The following is a 16,321-nucleotide window of genomic DNA, read 5'->3' on the forward strand; positions in this document are numbered from 1 at the left end:
CTCCGTGTCTCTCGCGGCACCGGCCGGCGACTACGCGAGGGCTATTCGACCGATAGTGATCATCTCTTTCGTACGACGACGAAGTCCGCGAGCGCCGTGAACTGCTCCCGCACCCGGTCGGGCATGTCGACGGCGTCGAGGGCTTCGATGGCGATGGTGTGCTGACGACGTGCCTCGTCGGCGGTCCACTCGCGGCCGCCCGCATCCTCGATGAGGGCGGCGCGGGCCGCGAACTCCTCCTCGGAGAAGTTCTCGAAGTCGCTGCTCTCGGCGTCGGCGGCGAGGATCTCGCCGAGCCGCTCGGAGGCGGAGCCGCCCGCCGCGAGCGCGGCCACGACCGGCAGCGACTTCTTGCGCTGGCGCAGGTCGCTCCAGGTCTGCTTGCCGGTGGAGACCGGGTCGCCCCAGATGCCGAGGAGGTCGTCGACGGCCTGGAAGGCCAGGCCCAGGTGGTAGCCGTACTTCTCCAGCGTGTCGGCGGTGCGGTCGTCGGCGCCGCTGAGGACCGCGCCGATGGAGCTGGCGCAGGCGAGCAGGGCGCCGGTCTTGTTGCCCTCCATCTCCAGGCACTCCTCGACGGTGACGCGGTCGCGGTGCTCGTAGGAGATGTCCTGGGCCTGACCGTCGATCAGGGCACGGGTGGCGGTGGTGAGACGGCGGGTGGCGCGGCCGGCCTCGACGGTGCCGAGTTCGAGGAGTACCTCGTTGGCGAGGGCGAACAGGGCGTCGCCGACCAGGATGGCCTGGGCGGGGCCGTGCACCTTCCAGACCGTGTCGCGGTGGCGGCGCTGTTCGTCGCCGTCCATCAGGTCGTCGTGGAGGAGGGAGAAGTTGTGGACGAGTTCCACGGCGACGGCGCCGGGGATGCCGGTCTCGGGGGCGGCCGACATGACCTCGGCGGACAGCACCGCGAGGGCAGGGCGCACGGCCTTTCCGCCGTCCCCCGCCGCGGGCCGGCCCTGGGCGTCGATCCATCCGAAGTGGTAGGCGGCAACAGTGTCCATGGGAGGTGCCAGGCGGTCGATGGCCGCCCGCAGTACCGGAGTGGCCAGGGTCCGGCCGCGCTCCAGGAGCGCGGTCACGTCCACCGCCTCGGCAGTCTTCGAGGCCGGGGGCACAGTGGGCACAGTCTCTCCTCTTGTTGCGGTACCGGGGGTGCGGGGGCCGCCCGCCGCGCTGTCCTGAGCGAGCATCATGCCGCCTCCTCGAACTCGAAGAGGTGGCGAGGGCGGGGCCGGCCCAGGGCGCCCAGCACGGCGTCCGCCGCGCTCACACCACTGCGGACCGCACTCTCCATGGTCGCGGGCCACCCGGTGGCGGTCCACGCTCCGGCCAGGTACAGGCCGGATGCCTTGGTGCGGGCGCCGGGCCTGAGGCGCCCGACGCCGGGGGTGGGAGCGAACGTCGCGGTGCGCTCCCGGGTGACGAAGAAGTCCTTCACTTCGGCGCCGCGGGTCAGCGGCAGCAGCCGTTCCAGCTCGGGCAGGTACCGCTCGCGCAGCACGGCCACGGGCTCGTCGATCTCGTCCCGGGCCGCCGACTGGGACAGGGCAAGATACTGCCCCTCGCGCAGCCCGGACGCATCGGTCCGGTCGAAGACCCACTGCACCGGGGTGCCGAGGGCGGTGAAGAACGGCCGACCGAGCACCTTGCGGTCGTACACCACATGGACGTTGAGGATGGGCGCGGTACCGATCTCCAGGAGCCGCTCGGGCGCGTCGAGGGCACCCGCGGGCAGCAGGCCGTGCGCCTCGCGCTGCGGTACGGCGAGCACGACGGCGTCGGCCTGGAGCGTCTCGCCGGGAACCTGAACGCTCCACCCACCGTTCCCGTCGTGGGAGACAGAAGTGACGCGCGTACGGACCTCGGTGCGGACGCCCGCGGAGTCGAGCGCCTTGCGGGCCAGCCGGTCGTGCAGGTCTCCGAGCGGGACGCGCGCCCAGCCGATGTCGGCCGCGCCCGGGTCGGACAGCAGACCGGTCTTGAACACCATCGCGGCGAGTCCCAGGGAGGAGTCAGCCGCGACCGCGTTGAGGGTGGCGACCCCGACCAGGTCCCACAGGGCCTCGACGGCGCGCTTCGACTGGCCGTGCGCGGCCAGCCAGCTGCCGAAGTCCTGGGTGTCCAGGGCCGCATCGGTGAGGTCGAGCCCCTTGAGCGCGAGCGCGGCCCGGCCCACCTTTGCGCGGTCGGCGAGCGACAGGTGCGGATAGGTGGCGAGACTGCGGCCCAGGTGCAGGGGCACGGGCAGCGCGTCGCGCCGCAGCCTGCCGAGGCGCCGCCCCGCGGGCCGCGTGACGTCCAGGACGGGAACGTCGAGCCGGTCTTGGAGCGGAGCGAGCGCCGCGCCCTCGATGCGGTCGAGGAACCAGCGGTAGGCGGTGCAGCAGCGCAGGTACACGTGCTGCCCGTTGTCGACGGTCAGCTCTCCCCGCTGGAAGGAGAAGGCCAGGCCGCCGAGTCTCGGCCTGCCCTCCAGCAGGGTGACGCGCACGCCGGCGTCGGCGAGCGCGAGCGCGGTGGTGACGCCGGCGAGCCCGCCGCCCACCACGACGGTGTGCCGCCCGTCCGCGACCGGTCCCAGTGATCCCGTGCCGTGGGTCATCGTGCACCCTCCCCTGCGCGGCGGCCGCACTGCTCGAACGGTGCGCGACCGACCGTCTCCGTCAGGGACGCCGTCCCACGCCGGAGGGTTGCCCGCCGCTTGTCTTCGACGGTTTGGCCGAGAGGGGCGTCGTGCCCACGCTCGGCCGCGGAGGCCACGCGGGCGGAACCGCCCGGCCCGGCGCCGACGACCGCAACGCGCCCCCGTCGACGCGCCAGGGAAAGCACCGGCTCCGTCTCACGCCGGACCTGCCAGGCCTCGTGGCCACGCTCAGCCACCAGAGCCACGCGGGCGGAACCGCCCGGCCCGGCGCCGACGACCGCAACGCGCCCCCGTCGACGCGCCAGGGAAAGCACCGGCTCGGTCACGCGGCAGGCCTGCGTGGCGTGCGGCACCGCGGTCTGCTGCGCTGCCCGGGAACACAGGACTGCACCCGCGCAGCAGGCGTGGGACCGGTGGTCGGCGGCATCTCCCTGGACCGGTTCGTTCGTCACGCGCGCCTCCTGACGGCGCGACGGGCCACATGGCGGGCGTCGAGGCCGGACAGGCCGCGCACGGCGACGTAGGCCTTCTCCCGGCCGGGCAGGGAGACGCGGCCGCGCAGCACGGCCTCGGGGTCGCGCTCGATGCGGTCGAGGAGGCGGCGGTAAATGCCGGCCATGGCGGCGACACAGGCGCCGCTGCGCCGGTCGAGCATGGGGAGCAGCCGGTAACCCTCGGCGAAAAGAGCGCGGGCCCGTCGCACTTCGAAATGCACGAGACCCGCGAAGTCGGAGCCCTCCGGTGGCCGCGGCCCGCTGAAGCCGGCCGAGCAGCCGAACTTGGCGAGGTCGTCGGCGGGCAGATAGGTGCGCCCGTCCACGGCGTCCTCGCGGACGTCCCTGAGGATGTTGGTGAGCTGGAGCGCCAGACCGAGCGTGTCGGCATACTCGGGCGCGCGCTCGACACCGCGCGCCCCCGGTTCCGTGCCGAACACACCGAGCGAGAGCCGCCCGATGGCCCCCGCCACACAGCGGCAGTAGACCTTCAGGTCGTCCCAGGTCTCGTAGGTCTCGCCGCGTACGTCCATCAGGACGCCGTCGATGAGCTCGTCCAGGCCGCCGAGCGGGATCGGGAAGTGCCCGGCGGCGTGCGTGAGGGCGACGGCGACCGGGTCGGTGTCGTCCTCCGCCACCTCGCCCTCGCGGATCCGGGTGAGCAGCGTCCGGGTCTCCTCCAGCCTGGCCACCTTGACGTCGTCGGCGAGCGCCCCGTCGCCGATGTCGTCGACCCGCCGCGAGAACGCGTACAGCGCCGACATCGCACGGCGCTGGGGCGTCGGCAGCAGCCGGATGCCGTAGGCGAAGTTGCGGGCCTGCCGCCCGGTGACGGCCTCGCAGTAGCTGTAGGCGGCGAGTACCGGTGGGGATGCGTGTGGTTCCGACTCCACGGTCCGGATCACCCCTCTCCTCGCAGAGTCACGCCCACCTCACGCAGCAACTGGACCTTGCCGGGCTTGGGCGGGCCGGGAAGTACGTCGTAACCGGCGGCGGCGATCGCGCGGACGGCCGCCCGTCCCCCCGCCACGAACCCTGCGAGCAGCAGCTTCAACCTGCCGTGGACGCTACCCACCAGGGGGGCGCCTTCATTCAGGAGCTCCAGGGCCCTTTGCGCTTCGTACGCAGTCAGCGCACGGACCGACGCTCCGGCGGATTTCGCTGCAAGGTCCGCCTCCTGGACGTGAAAGCGTTTCATGTCGGCGGCGGGCAGGTAAACGCGGTCGCGGCCGAGATCCTCGGCCACGTCCTGGAGGTGCTCGACGATCTGGAGGGCCGTGCAGATCATGTCGGAGCGGCGGATCCGCTCGGGCGTCGAGGTACCGGTGACGGCGAGGACCAGGCGGCCGACGGGGTTGGCGGACAGCTCGCAGTAGGCGAGGAGGTCGTCGTAGGTCTCGTACCGCTTGACCAGCTGGTCCTGGCGGTTGGCGGCGATCAGGCCGAGGAACGGCTCGGGGGTCAGCGAGCGGCGGCGGACGGTCGGCTGGAGGCGGCGCAGCAGGGGGTGACGCGGTGTCGAGTCGAAGACCCTGCGCAGGTCGGCCTCGAAAGCGTCCAGCAGGACCAGCCGGTCCTCGGCCTCCTGCGGGGAGACACCGAGCAGTCGGGCGTCGGCGCCGCCGGGGGCCAGGTCGCCGTCGCCGATGTCGTCGACGAGGCGGGCGAAGCCGTAGACCGCCATGAGGTCGGTGCGCCAGGCCCGGGGCAGGAAGAAGGGGGCCACCGGGAAGTTCTCGCCCGCGGCCTTGTCGAGCGTGCCGCGCTCCGGATCGAGGGCGCGCGCCATGTCGGTTCCCGTCACCGCCGACTGCCCGGCGCGAGGACGGCACGTGCTGCGTGGAGCTGGGGAGTTTCCATAGCCATTGCCGTCACATCTCCCGTTCTACACTGCCGACCCAATACACACTATTTCGGACACGCCGCCCAGCCGTCCGCACGGCGGTCCGACGAGCGGTGTCGCGCATTATCGCCCTGATTGCCGTGTTTCGGGACCGGTACAGCTTACGTTGTACAACGCATCGGGGTTCGCCAGGGTGTTCCGCACATCACGAGAACACACCGATTGGCCCCAAGATTCCTGAACGGGGCCGGAGTTGACGTTCCTTTTGCAGACGCAGGGCCCCGTCGGAACAGTTCCGGCGGGGCCCTGGACGGGCCGGGCTACTTGCCGGTGAACTTCTCGTACTCCTTGAGCACCTCGTCGGTCGGGCCGTCCATCCGCAGCTCACCGCGTTCCAGCCACAGGACGCGGTTGCAGGTGTCGCGGATCGACTTGTTGTTGTGGCTGACCAGAAACACGGTGCCGGCTTCCTTGCGCAGCTCCCGGATGCGGTCCTCGGAGCGCTTCTGGAACTTGCGGTCGCCGGTGGCCAGGGCCTCGTCGATCATCAGGACGTCGTGGTCCTTGGCCGCGGCGATGGAGAAGCGGAGGCGGGCCGCCATGCCGGAGGAGTAGGTGCGCATGGGCAGGGTGATGAAGTCGCCCTTCTCGTTGATGCCGGAGAAGTCGACGATGTCCTGGTAGCGCTCCTTGATCTCCTCCCGGGACATGCCCATGGCGAGCCCGCCCAATATGACGTTCCGTTCGCCGGTGAGGTCGTTCATCAGGGCCGCGTTGACACCGAGCAGCGAGGGCTGGCCGTCGGTGTAGACCTTGCCCTGCTCGGCGGGCAGCAGACCGGCGATGGCGCGCAGCAGGGTCGACTTGCCCGAGCCGTTGGACCCGATCAGGCCGACGGCCTCGCCCCGGTACGCCACGAAGGAGACGCCTCGTACGGCGTGCACCTTGCGCACGCCCCGCGCCGTGTCGTCGGAGCCCCTCTTCAGGATGCGGCTGAGGGCGGCGGTGGCGCTGCCCTTGCCGGTCTTGGCGCCGTTGACGCGGTAGACGATGTGCAGGTCGTCCGCGATGACGGTGGGGATCCGTTCGTCCTGCTTCCGCTCAGCCACGGCCGTACCTCTCCTCCGCCTTCCAGAAGTACACGAAGCCGCCCAGGGCGAAGAGCACGGCCCAGCCGCCCGCGGCCGCCCAGATGTGGTCGGGCAGGTACTTGTTCGAGTCGTAGTCGTCGATGAGGGCGAAGCGCATCAGGTCCATGTAGACCGCAGCCGGGTTCCACTGGAGGACGTTCGCGATCCAGTCCGGCTTGTCCTGGAGGAAAATCGGAATGGAGAACATCACGCCGGACGCGTACATCCACGTCCGCATCACGAACGGCATCAGCTGCGCGAGGTCCGGGGTCTTGGCGCCCGCCCGGGCCATGATCAGCGCGAGGCCGGTGTTGAAGCAGAACTGCAGGGCGAGCACCGGCACGATCAGCAGCCAGGACAGGTCCGGGTAGTGGCCGAAGCCGACCGCGATGGCGAACAGCACGATCATCGAGAACAGCAGCTGCTGGAGCTGCTGGAGCGCGAAGGAGATCGGCAGCGAGGCGCGCGGGAAGTGCAGGGCGCGGACCAGGCCGAGGTTGCCGGAGATCGCGCGCACGCCCGCCATCACCGAGCTCTGCGTGAAGGTGAACACGAAGACGCCCGTGACCAGGAACGGGATGTACACCTCGCGGGACATACCCCGGTCGGCCTCCAGGAGCAGGCCGAAGATGAAGAAGTACACGGCCGCGTTCAGCAGCGGTGTGGCCACCTGCCACAGCTGGCCGAGCTTGGCCTGGCTGTACTGGGCGGTCAGCTTCGCCTGGGAGAAGGCGATGATGAAGTGCCGCCGCCCCCAGAGCTGACGGACGTACTCGATGAGGGACGGCCGGGCGCCGCTCACGCTCAGCCCGTACTTGGCGGCGAGCTCCCTCGCCGTGAGTCCCTCGTCGGGCGCCGCGGGCGCGCTCACCGCGACCGTGGCGTCGTGCGTTGTCTCACTCACTAGTGGAAACTTTCGTCTTCGAGATGCGCGGCCTGTCCGGGCCGGTATGAGCCGGGGCCAGGGTACGGCCCGAGAGCTCCCGGATACTTCCGGATACGAGCTTGTCAGATGACGGGGGGCCGGCCCAGTCGGGTCAGCCGCCACACCGTACGCCACTTCATGGGCCGGCGGCGTCCGCACGGGGTGGTCCAACCCTCGCGGAATCCGCCGAACCAGGCCCGCAGGGCGGAGCGGGAGGGACGTCGTACCAGGGTGAGCAGCAGCCACACGCCGAGGTAGACGGGGACGAGGGGCGCGGGGAGGTTGCGGCGGGCGAGCCAGACGCGGTTGCGGGCGACCATGCGGTGGTAGACCGCGTGCCGCGAGGGAGCGGTCGTCGGGTGGTACAGCACCATGTCGGACCGGTAGTCGATCATCCAGCCCGCGTCGAGGGCCCGCCATGCGAGGTCGGTTTCCTCGTGGGCGTAGAAGAACTCGTCCGGGAGCCCGCCGACGTCGGCGAAGACCCGGGTGCGGACGGCGTTGGCGCCGCCGAGGAAGGTGGTGACCCGGGAGGAGCGCATCGGGTCGGAGGCGCGCAGCCGGGGGACGTGCCGGCGCTGGGTGACGCCGGTGTCGGGGTCGGCTATGCGGAAGCTGATGATGCCGAGCTTCGGGTCGGCCTCGAAGGCCTTGCGGCACAGCTCGGCGGTGTCGTGGCCGGCCAGCAGGCCGTCGTCGTCGAGGAACAGCAGGATGTCGACGTCCCGGCCGGCGGGGCCGAAGGCCTCGATGCCGACGTTGCGGCCGCCGGGGATGCCGAGGTTCTCGGGCAGTTCGATCGTGCGGACACCCTCGGGCACGTCCGGCACGGGCGAGCCGTTGCCGACGACGACCACCTCGACGGGGTCGCCGTCCTGCTTGGCGACGGAGTCGAGCAGGGCGCGCAGCTCGTCGGGGCGGTTGCCCATGGTGATGATGACGGCGCCGACCTTCATGCCGCTCACTTCAGCCTGCTGGAGGCGAGGATGGACACGAGGTGCAGCAGCGTCTGCACCAGCGCGATCCCGGCCAGCACCGCCACGCCGAGCCGGGAGAAGAACAGGTCACCGCGGGCCTGGTCGACGATCGCCAGGACCAGGATCAGCAGCGACGCCTCGATGCCGAGGATGAGGCGGTGGAACTTCAGGGCGGCGGCGGCCTTGCGGGCCAGCGCCATGCCGGAGGAGCGCATCTCGGCGGCGGCCTCCTTGACCGGTGGCTTCCCGGCCTGGTGGCGGGCGACGCCGACGAGGTCGGTCTCGGCCTTGATCAGGATGGCGCCGAGGGCGGCCAGGGTGCCGAGGAAGGCCCACAGCCAGTCGATCCGGCCGCTGCCCCACAGGTCGGCGGCGCGCAGGCCGAAGCCGACGAGCACCGCCGCGTCGGTGAGGTAGGCGCCGACGCGGTCCAGGTAGACGCCGTTGAGGGAGTACTGCTTCTTCCAGCGCGCGATCTCGCCGTCGACGCAGTCCAGGAGGAGGTACATCTGGACCATGACGACGCCGAGCACGGCGCCCGGGATCCCCGGCACGAGAAGTGCCGGGGCCGCGAGTACACCGAAGACGGTCATCAGGTACGTGAGCTGGTTGGGCGTGACCCGGGTGTTCACCAGGTAACGGTCGACCCGCAGGGACACCTCACGCATGTAGAGGCGTCCCATCCAGTGCTCACCGCTGCGCCGGTCCTTCACCCCCGCGGGGTGAACGACGGGGCGTAGTTCAGCTACCGATGGCCTTGACATAGTCGGCGTAGGTGTCCTTGATCTGTTCGGTGTTCAGGTCGAGGTGTTCGAGGATGGTGTAGCGGCCGGGCCGGGTCTCCGGGGCGAACTCGACGGCCTTGACGAACTCGTCCGTCGTGAAGCCGATCTCGTCGGGCAGCACGGGCAGCCCGTGCCGGCGCAGCACCTCGGCCATGTACGCCGACTCCTCGTGCGCCCCGCGCAGCCACATCGCGAAGGCCGCGCCGAGACCGCACTGCTCGCCGTGGGCGGCGGCCCGCTTGGGGAACAGCAGGTCGAAGGCGTGGTTGATCTCGTGGCACGCCCCGGAGGACGGCCGCGAGTCGCCGGAGACCGACATGGCGATGCCGCTGAGGACCAGCGCCTCGGCGAGCACCTGGAGGAAGTTGTTGTCCCCGATGCCGCCCGGGTGCCGCAGGACGGCCTCGCCGGCCTGGCGGGCCATGGCCGCGGCGAGTCCGTCGATCCGCTCGCCCTTGACGCGGTTGGCCAGCTCCCAGTCGGCGATCGCCGAGATGTTGGAGACGGCGTCGCCGATGCCGGCGCGGACGAAGCGGACCGGGGCCTCACGGATGACGTCCAGGTCGATGACGACCGCGATCGGGTTCGGCACGCCGTAGGAGCCGCGGCCCGCGTCGTTGTCGAGGGTGGCGACCGGCGAGCACAGGCCGTCGTGCGCCAGGTTCGTGGGCACGGCGACCAGGGGCAGGCCGACGCGTGCCGCGGCGAACTTGGCGCAGTCGATGATCTTGCCGCCGCCGAGGCCGACGACCGCGTCGTAGTGGCCGGCCTTTATGTCGCTCGCCAGCCGGACCGCGTCGTCGAGGGTGCCGCCGCCGACCTCGTACCAGGTGGCGCCGGGCATGCTCGGCGAGATGCGCTCGCGCAGCTTGGCGCCGGAGCCGCCGCTGACGGCGACGGCGAGGCGGCCGGAGTGCGAGATGCGCTCGTCGGCGAGGACGCACGCCAGGTCGTCGAGGGCACCCGGGCGGATGTCCACGACCAGCGGCGAGGGGATGAGCCGGGTCAGTACTGGCATGCGATCTCCCGTCCACGGGCGAGATCGTCGTGGTTGTCGATCTCCACCCACTTGACGTCGCCGATCGGCGCCACGTCGATACGGAAGCCGCGGTTCACCAGCTCCTGGTAGCCGTGCTCGTAGAACTGCTGCGGGTCGGTCTCCCACACGGTCTTCAGCGCGTCGGCCAGTTCGGCGGCCGCGTCGCCCTCGATGAGGGTGACGCCGATGTACTCGCCACTGGCCTCGGCGGGGTCCATCAGCTTGGTGATCTTCGTCATGCCCTTGGCGGGGTCGACGACGACCTTCATCTCCTCGTCGGCCAGGTCCTTCACGGTGTCCAGGGCGAGGATGATCTTCTTGCCGTCGCCGCGGGCGGCGAGCAGCGTCTTCTCGACGGAGACCGGGTGCACGGTGTCACCGTTGGCGAGGATCACGCCGTCCTTGAGGGCGTCACGCCCGCACCACAGGGAGTAGGCGTTGTTCCACTCCTCGGCCTTGTCGTTGTCGATGAGGGTGAGCTTGAGGCCGTACTTCGCCTCCAGCGCTTCCTTGCGCGCGTACACGGCCTCCTTGCGGTAGCCGACGATGATCGCGGCTTCGGTGAGGCCGACCTCGGCGAAGTTGGCGAGGGTCAGGTCGAGAACCGTGGGTTCGCCCTCTATGCCCGCGGGCCCCACCGGCACCAGCGCCTTGGGAAGGCTGTCGGTGTAGGGGCGCAGACGCCGTCCGGCGCCGGCCGCCAGCACGAGGCCGATCATGCGGGTTCTCCTTCATCGTGTACGGCGGGCGCCCCTGCGGACACCCAGAAGCGGATGCTCTCGACGAGCACCACCAGGGCCACGGCCACGGCGAGAGCCGTGAGCGCGACCGTGAACTGCGAGGCGGTGAGCAGCGCGGCGAGGACGGTGACGAGCAGCGTCCGTCCTTCGTGCCCCCCGATGGAACGCACCAGCCAGGCCGGGGGCGCTCCGGCGTTGCCGCGGATGCGGTACACCGTGTCGTAGTGATGGTAGGCGACCGCGGACACCAGCCCGAAAGCCGCAGGAAGGGCTCCGTTCACGTCCGCCTTGGCCGCCAGGACGAGGACGGTGCCGTATTCCGCGGCGCGCAGGAACGGGGGGGCCAGCCAGTCGAGGGCGCCCTTGAGGGGGCGGGCGACGGCGAGGCCCGAGGTCAGGGCGTAGGCGAGCGCGGCGACGATCGGCCAGGGCCCGCCGAAGCCGGTCAGCGCGGACGTGAGGACGACGGCGAGGCCCCCGAGGAGGGCCACGGCGGGCGCCGTGAAGCCCGGCAGCGTGCGCGCGGGCTTCTTGAGCGCCTCGGCGAAGCCCTGGGCGAGCGGGCCGCTGTCCGCCAGGTCGGCCAGGGCGCCCGCCGCGCGGTCGGTCCGCCGGGCCTTGCGGGTGAGGGAGCGCAGCACCCGGCCCGCCGTCGTGTACGTCGCCGCGAAGGCGCAGCCGATGAGCAGCGCGTAGAAGGTGATACGGGGAGTGGTGGCCGCCGTGAGCACCGCGATCATCGCCCAGCGCTCGCCGATGGGCAGGACGATCATGCGGCGCACCCAGACCGTCCAGCCGACGCTGTCGAGCTTGTCGGAGAGGGCGGCGGTGGGGCTGGTGTTGGCGGTGGCGTCGTGGTTGGCCTCGTTGAAGGAGAAGTCCACGACGTGCCGGCAGGTCTGGAGGACCATGGCGCCGAGGGCGAGGGCCCAGACGTCGTCTCCGCCGCGGGCGGCACCGAGGGCGAGTCCGGCGTAGTAGGCGTACTCCTTGGCCCGGTCGAAGGTGGCGTCGAGCCAGGCGCCGAGCGTGGAGTACTGCAGGGAGTAGCGGGCGAGCTGGCCGTCGGTGCAGTCCAGTACGAAGGACGCGATCAGCAGGACGCCGGCCGCGATGAAGCCGCCGCGGGTGCCGGTGGCCGCGCAGGCCGCCGCTATGAGGGCGGTGAGGAGCGAGGCGGTGGTGACCTGGTTCGGGGTCAGGCCGCGGCGGGCGCACCAGCGGGCGATGTAACGGGAGTACGGGCTGACGCAGTAGGTGGTGAAGAAGCCGTCGCGGGACTTCACGGCCGACTTCAGGCGTACGGCCTCGTCGTCGACGCCCGCGACCGCCTGCCGTGCCTCGTTGCGGGCCTGCGGGTCGGCGGGGACGGTGGCGACGAGGCTGCCCAGTTCGGGCCGGTGCACGTCGGCGCCGTCGGCGTCCAGGGCGGTGAGGATGCGGTCGGCGAGGCTGTCGACGAGGGTGGTGCCGCCGCCCGCGGAGTTCTCGCGGGCCATCGCCCGGGTCAGGGCCTGGCGGCCGGCCGGCTGGGCCGTGACGGCGCCCGGGATCGCGGCGAGCGGGAAGCGGGGGTCGGTGAGACCGAGGCGCAGTGCGTGCACATGCCCCACGAACCGGGCGTCGACCAGGGCGACCCTCTCCTCGCCCGGCACCCCGGCGAGCAGGGTCTCGGCCTCGGCGGCGTCGGCCGCCACCCGCACGTCGAAGCCGAGGGACCGCAGATCGTCCTCGATCGACGATCCGGGGACCGGCTGACCGGTGAGGATGGCGGTCGACAACCGAATTCACTCCCTGGGGACCGACGCGTCCGCGCCAGTGCTGTACATGGTGGGGGCGCCCGCGCCGGAAGCTCCCGGGCGGCATGTCGGCAGAGGCTATCGGATGCCGGGAGGGCCACGTTCACCGCCTGTTCGGCGGATCGATCTACGTGGTTCGCATAAGCCCTTGCCGCGATCATCATCGGTGATCCAGGGCCCGCCCCACAAACCGCGCCCCCCAGACCGGACATCGGGGACATCGCACCGGGTCCGGTCATGGCCGCATAGGGTGGACGACCATGACTTGGCTGATCACCGGCGGGGCCGGCTACATCGGGGCCCACGTGGCCAGGGCCATGAACGAGGCCGGGGAGCGCGTCCTCGCCTTGGACGACCTCTCGTTCGGAGTGCCCGCGCGGCTCCCGGCGGACGTACCGCTCGTCGAGGGCTCCTCGCTCGACGGCGACCTGCTGAAGCGGGTGTTCGCCGAGCACGGCGTGACGGGTGTGGTGCATCTCGCGGCGCGCAAGCAGGTCGCCGAGTCCGTCGCGCGGCCGACGCGGTACTACCAGGAGAACGTGGGCGGCCTGGTGACCCTCCTGGACGCGGTCGCCGGGGCGGGGATCGAGCGCTTCGTGTTCTCGTCGTCGGCCGCGGTGTACGGCGACCCGGGGGTGGACCTCATCACGGAGGACACGCCCTGTGCGCCGGTCAACCCGTACGGCGAGACGAAGCTCGCCGGGGAGTGGCTGGTGCGGGCGGCGGGCCGCGCGCACGGGATCTCCACCGTATGTCTGCGCTATTTCAACGTGGCGGGCGCCGCCGCGCCGGAACTGGCCGACACCGGCGTCTTCAACATCGTCCCGATGGTCTTCGACCGGGTGACGCGCGACGAGGCACCCAGGATCTTCGGCGACGACTACCCGACCCCGGACGGCACCTGTATCCGCGACTACATTCACGTCGCCGACCTGGCCGAGGCGCATCTCGCGGCGGCGCGGCGGCTCGCCGACGGGGGCGTCACGGGCGATCTGACGGTCAACATCGGCCGGGGCGAGGGCGTCTCGGTGCGCGAACTCATCACGGTCATCGGCGAGGTCACCGGCGACCGCCGGCCACCGCTCGTCGAGGGCCGCCGCCCCGGGGACGCGCCGCGGGCGGTGGCCTCGGCGGCCCGGGCGGCCGGGGAACTCGGGTGGACCGCGCGGCGCGGGGTGCCCGAGATGGCCGAGTCGGCATGGCGGGGCTGGCTCCTGCACCACGGCTCCTGAGCGCGACTCCCGACCTCCTGAGGGTGCCCTGACCTGCGCATCATTTCCGCAGGTCAGGGCACATGACAACGGTGTTCAGTGCCGCGTTGCGCATACCCCCTCCCCGTAGTTCACTGGGGCCCCGAGCACGACAGACCGGTACTCGGACGAACACAGGAGGGCGGCTTTCATGGGGGCTGGGCACGATCACGGGCACGCGCACGGCGCGTCGGCCGGCGGTACGGCGACCTCGGCGTACCGCGGCAGGCTGCGGGTCGCGCTGGCGATCACGCTCGGCATCGTGGTCGTCCAGATCGTCGGCGGGGTGCTCGCCGACTCGCTGGCGCTCGTCGCGGACTCGGCGCACATGGCGACGGACGCGCTGGGCCTCGGCATGGCACTGCTCGCGATCCGCTTCGCGAACCGACCGCCCAGCGACCAGGCCACCTTCGGGTACGCCCGCGCCGAGATACTCGCCGCCCTGGCCAACTGTCTGCTGCTGCTCGGGGTCGGCGGGTACGTCGTGTACGAGTCGGTCCAGCGCTTCGTCACCCCGGCGGACACCGAGGGCCACCTCGCTGTCGTGTTCGGTGTCATCGGCCTGGTCGCGAACATGGTGTCGCTGGCGCTGCTGATGCGCGGCCAGAAGGAGAGCCTGAACGTGCGCGGCGCGTTCCTGGAGGTGGCGGCGGACGCCCTGGGTTCGGTCACGGTGATCGTCTCGGCCCTGGTGATCATGTTCACCGGCTGGCAGGCCGCCGACCCGATCGCCTCGCTCGTCATCGCGCTGATGATCGTGCCGCGCACGGTGAAGCTGCTGCGCGAGACCCTGAACGTCCTGCTGGAGGCGGCGCCCAAGGGCGTCGACATGGCGGAGGTGCGGGCCCACATCCTGGCGACCGACGGGGTGGAGGACGTCCACGACCTGCACGCCTGGACGATCACCTCCGGCATGCCGGTGCTGTCGGCGCACGTGGTCGTCAGCTCGGACGTGCTGAGTGCGATAGGCCACGAGAAGATGCTCCACGAGCTCCAGGACTGTCTCGGCGGCCACTTCGACGTGGAGCACTGCACCTTCCAGCTCGAGCCGAGCGGACACCGGGAGCACGAGGCGCACCTCTGTCACTGACCCGTCCGCTTCTGAGGCATGTGGGGCTGATGGCGCTGGTGGGGCGCATTCGGTCTTGAGTGCGCCGGAGTACAGAGCCCTCCGGCGCGCGCCCGCGTCCTGGCTCTCACCGCACCGGCGGGGACGATTTTCGGCCCACCGTGCCGGGCACGCTCACCTACTGGGTCCCTCGTCCGGGGCCAGCGGCGCCGTCGCGCTCCGTGCCGCCGCGCGGGACATGCGGGCGCGGCGCGAAGTGCCAGGAGTGCCGGATTCGTACGGCAGACTTGGGGCGCGAAGACCGATGTGAAGGATGGGTATGCCGATCACACCTGCCACCGCGACGCACAGCCCGTCGAACGGCACCGCAGACGCGATTTTGCTGGAACTGGTCGACGAGGACGGCGTGACGATCGGCACGGCGGAGAAGCTCGCCGCCCACCAGCCGCCCGGGCAGCTGCACCGGGCGTTCTCCGTGTTCCTCTTCGACGAGTACGGCCGGCTGCTGCTCCAGCAGCGGGCGCTGGGCAAGTACCACTCCCCCGGCGTGTGGTCGAACACCTGCTGCGGCCACCCCTACCCCGGTGAGGCACCCTTCGCGGCGGCGGCGCGGCGGACCTTCGAGGAGCTCGGCGCATCACCGTCCCTGCTGGCCGAGGCGGGCACGGTCCGCTACAACCACCCGGACCCGGAGTCCGGCCTGGTGGAGCAGGAGTACAACCACCTCTTCGTCGGCATGCTGCAGGCCGTACTGCGGCCGGATCCGGCAGAGGTGGCGTCGACGGCGTTCGTGACCCCGCCCGAGCTGGCGGAGCGGCACGCCAGGGACACCTTCTCGTCCTGGTTCATGACCGTCCTGGACGCGGCCCGGCCGGCGATCAGGGAGCTGACCGGCACGTCGGCCGGCTGGTGACGGCGGCCCTGACGACACCCCCTAGAAGAAGCGCGCGGGTTTGAGCGGCAGGGTGACCCAGATCACCTTGCCGCCGCTCGCGGTGTAGTCGACCTCGCACACCCCGCCCGCCTCCCGGGTGATCTCGCGCACCAGCAGCAGTCCGCGACCGCCGGTCCGGCCGTGGTCGGTCTCCAGTGCGGTCGGCCGGTACGGGTGGCTGTCCTCCACGGACACGCGCAGCCACTCGGCGCCGACGGCCAGCTCGACGGCGATGGTCGGCGAGAGCACCGCCGCGTGCTTCACGGCGTTCGTCACCAGCTCCGAGACGATCAGCAGCAGCCCCTGGGCCAGGTCGTCCGAGACGGGCACCCCCTGACGCAGCAGCAGGTCCCGTACGGCGTGCCGCGCCTGCGGCACCGAGGCGTCGACCGCTGGTGCGGTGAACCGCCAGACCCCTTCGTACGGCAGCGGGTCCTCGGGCCGGGGGCCGAGGGGCGCCGCGCCGCCCTCTGGGCGTGGACCGAAACCACGCCCGTCGTTGTCCATCGTCCGGTCGCCACCCTCGCGCTCGATTGTCGCCACACCCCGAGTGTTGGTAACGATGCGCTCCCTACCCCAGAACTGACCAGAAGTCAGCAAATATCGAGCACTTCTGACCGTTGGCGTATGACACCGTCAGTTGTGGGACTGGTCTTGTCCCTGTTGTGCCGTCTCGGCGAACTATTCGG

16 protein-coding genes are annotated in these 16,321 nt (G+C 71.3%); 3 read left to right on the plus strand and 13 right to left on the minus strand.

What is annotated here, in order from left to right:
• Positions 1-59: 59 nt before the first annotated feature.
• The 12 genes from AOQ53_RS36300 to AOQ53_RS36355 form a co-directional block, all read right to left on the minus strand.
• Complete coding sequence (locus AOQ53_RS36300; RefSeq protein ID WP_408055225.1) at positions 60-1,196, minus strand: polyprenyl synthetase family protein; 1,137 nt, start codon at positions 1,194-1,196, stop codon at positions 60-62.
• Positions 1,193-2,605, minus strand: coding sequence for a hydroxysqualene dehydroxylase HpnE (gene hpnE / locus AOQ53_RS36305; RefSeq protein WP_059423952.1), 1,413 nt, complete (start codon positions 2,603-2,605; stop codon positions 1,193-1,195). The genes AOQ53_RS36300 and hpnE overlap by 4 nt, the downstream gene beginning before the upstream one ends.
• The gene (locus tag AOQ53_RS48305) at positions 2,602-3,099 is read right to left on the minus strand and encodes a DUF6380 family protein (RefSeq protein ID WP_236711937.1); all 498 of its coding nucleotides are present in this window, start codon (positions 3,097-3,099) and stop codon (positions 2,602-2,604) included. The genes hpnE and AOQ53_RS48305 overlap by 4 nt, the downstream gene beginning before the upstream one ends.
• The gene (gene hpnD / locus AOQ53_RS36315) at positions 3,096-4,046 is read right to left on the minus strand and encodes a presqualene diphosphate synthase HpnD (protein WP_059423956.1); all 951 of its coding nucleotides are present in this window, start codon (positions 4,044-4,046) and stop codon (positions 3,096-3,098) included. The genes AOQ53_RS48305 and hpnD overlap by 4 nt, the downstream gene beginning before the upstream one ends.
• Positions 4,043-4,930, minus strand: coding sequence for a squalene synthase HpnC (gene hpnC, locus AOQ53_RS36320; RefSeq protein ID WP_174523403.1), 888 nt, complete (start codon positions 4,928-4,930; stop codon positions 4,043-4,045). Before hpnC ends, hpnD begins: the two co-directional genes overlap by 4 nt.
• Positions 4,931-5,304: 374 nt before the next feature.
• A complete protein-coding gene (locus AOQ53_RS36325) occupies positions 5,305-6,093 on the minus strand; it encodes an ABC transporter ATP-binding protein (protein ID WP_059423959.1) in 789 nt (262 codons plus the stop codon).
• The gene (locus AOQ53_RS36330; protein WP_059423961.1) at positions 6,086-7,018 is read right to left on the minus strand and encodes an ABC transporter permease; all 933 of its coding nucleotides are present in this window, start codon (positions 7,016-7,018) and stop codon (positions 6,086-6,088) included. The genes AOQ53_RS36325 and AOQ53_RS36330 overlap by 8 nt, the downstream gene beginning before the upstream one ends.
• 104 nt (positions 7,019-7,122) lie before the next feature.
• A complete protein-coding gene (locus AOQ53_RS36335; protein WP_059423964.1) occupies positions 7,123-7,995 on the minus strand; it encodes a glycosyltransferase family 2 protein in 873 nt (290 codons plus the stop codon).
• Positions 7,996-8,000: 5 nt separating this feature from the next.
• Entirely contained in the window at positions 8,001-8,780 is a 780-nt protein-coding gene (locus AOQ53_RS36340; RefSeq protein WP_078945673.1) for a CDP-alcohol phosphatidyltransferase family protein, read from the minus strand.
• Positions 8,758-9,819 carry an iron-containing alcohol dehydrogenase family protein gene (locus AOQ53_RS36345; protein ID WP_059423966.1) on the minus strand — a complete coding sequence of 354 codons (1,062 nt, stop codon included), beginning with the start codon at positions 9,817-9,819 and terminating at the stop codon, positions 8,758-8,760. Before AOQ53_RS36345 ends, AOQ53_RS36340 begins: the two co-directional genes overlap by 23 nt.
• Positions 9,807-10,559: a phosphocholine cytidylyltransferase family protein gene (locus AOQ53_RS36350; RefSeq protein WP_059423968.1), complete on the minus strand. Its 753-nt coding sequence runs from the start codon at positions 10,557-10,559 to the stop codon at positions 9,807-9,809. The genes AOQ53_RS36345 and AOQ53_RS36350 overlap by 13 nt, the downstream gene beginning before the upstream one ends.
• The gene (locus AOQ53_RS36355) at positions 10,556-12,361 is read right to left on the minus strand and encodes a DUF5941 domain-containing protein (RefSeq protein ID WP_059423969.1); all 1,806 of its coding nucleotides are present in this window, start codon (positions 12,359-12,361) and stop codon (positions 10,556-10,558) included. Before AOQ53_RS36355 ends, AOQ53_RS36350 begins: the two co-directional genes overlap by 4 nt.
• 278 nt (positions 12,362-12,639) lie before the next feature.
• On the opposite strand from AOQ53_RS36355, the gene galE reads away from it, so the two are divergent.
• From galE to idi, 3 genes are all read left to right on the plus strand, one after another.
• A complete protein-coding gene (gene galE, locus AOQ53_RS36360) occupies positions 12,640-13,611 on the plus strand; it encodes a UDP-glucose 4-epimerase GalE (RefSeq protein WP_059423970.1) in 972 nt (323 codons plus the stop codon).
• 169 nt (positions 13,612-13,780) lie between these two features.
• Positions 13,781-14,719, plus strand: a complete 939-nt coding sequence (locus AOQ53_RS36365; RefSeq protein ID WP_059423972.1) for a cation diffusion facilitator family transporter — start codon at positions 13,781-13,783, stop codon at positions 14,717-14,719.
• A 298-nt stretch (positions 14,720-15,017) separates the two neighbouring features.
• Complete coding sequence (gene idi, locus AOQ53_RS36370) at positions 15,018-15,611, plus strand: isopentenyl-diphosphate Delta-isomerase (RefSeq protein ID WP_059423973.1); 594 nt, start codon at positions 15,018-15,020, stop codon at positions 15,609-15,611.
• 21 nt (positions 15,612-15,632) lie between these two features.
• On the opposite strand, the gene AOQ53_RS36375 is transcribed toward idi, so the two are convergent.
• Complete coding sequence (locus AOQ53_RS36375) at positions 15,633-16,139, minus strand: ATP-binding protein (RefSeq protein WP_059423988.1); 507 nt, start codon at positions 16,137-16,139, stop codon at positions 15,633-15,635.
• Between the last annotated feature and the right edge of the window lie 182 nt (positions 16,140-16,321).

Source organism: Streptomyces azureus (genome assembly GCF_001270025.1).
In the GTDB taxonomy this organism is placed as follows: domain Bacteria; phylum Actinomycetota; class Actinomycetes; order Streptomycetales; family Streptomycetaceae; genus Streptomyces; species Streptomyces azureus.

Excerpts from the sequence above, each read along its gene's own strand:
- AOQ53_RS36340 (WP_078945673.1), bottom strand. The coding sequence starts at position 8,780 with ATGTCAAGGCCATCGGTAGCTGAACTACGCCCCGTCGTTCACCCCGCG.
- AOQ53_RS36345 (WP_059423966.1), bottom strand. The coding sequence starts at position 9,819 with ATGCCAGTACTGACCCGGCTCATCCCCTCGCCGCTGGTCGTGGACATC.
- galE (WP_059423970.1), top strand. The coding sequence starts at position 12,640 with ATGACTTGGCTGATCACCGGCGGGGCCGGCTACATCGGGGCCCACGTG.
- AOQ53_RS36335 (WP_059423964.1), bottom strand. The coding sequence starts at position 7,995 with ATGAAGGTCGGCGCCGTCATCATCACCATGGGCAACCGCCCCGACGAG.
- hpnE (WP_059423952.1), bottom strand. The coding sequence starts at position 2,605 with ATGACCCACGGCACGGGATCACTGGGACCGGTCGCGGACGGGCGGCAC.
- idi (WP_059423973.1), top strand. The coding sequence starts at position 15,018 with ATGCCGATCACACCTGCCACCGCGACGCACAGCCCGTCGAACGGCACC.
- hpnC (WP_174523403.1), bottom strand. The coding sequence starts at position 4,930 with ATGGCGCGCGCCCTCGATCCGGAGCGCGGCACGCTCGACAAGGCCGCG.
- AOQ53_RS36365 (WP_059423972.1), top strand. The coding sequence starts at position 13,781 with ATGGGGGCTGGGCACGATCACGGGCACGCGCACGGCGCGTCGGCCGGC.
- AOQ53_RS36375 (WP_059423988.1), bottom strand. The coding sequence starts at position 16,139 with ATGGACAACGACGGGCGTGGTTTCGGTCCACGCCCAGAGGGCGGCGCG.
- AOQ53_RS36300 (WP_408055225.1), bottom strand. The coding sequence starts at position 1,196 with ATGATGCTCGCTCAGGACAGCGCGGCGGGCGGCCCCCGCACCCCCGGT.
- AOQ53_RS36350 (WP_059423968.1), bottom strand. The coding sequence starts at position 10,559 with ATGATCGGCCTCGTGCTGGCGGCCGGCGCCGGACGGCGTCTGCGCCCC.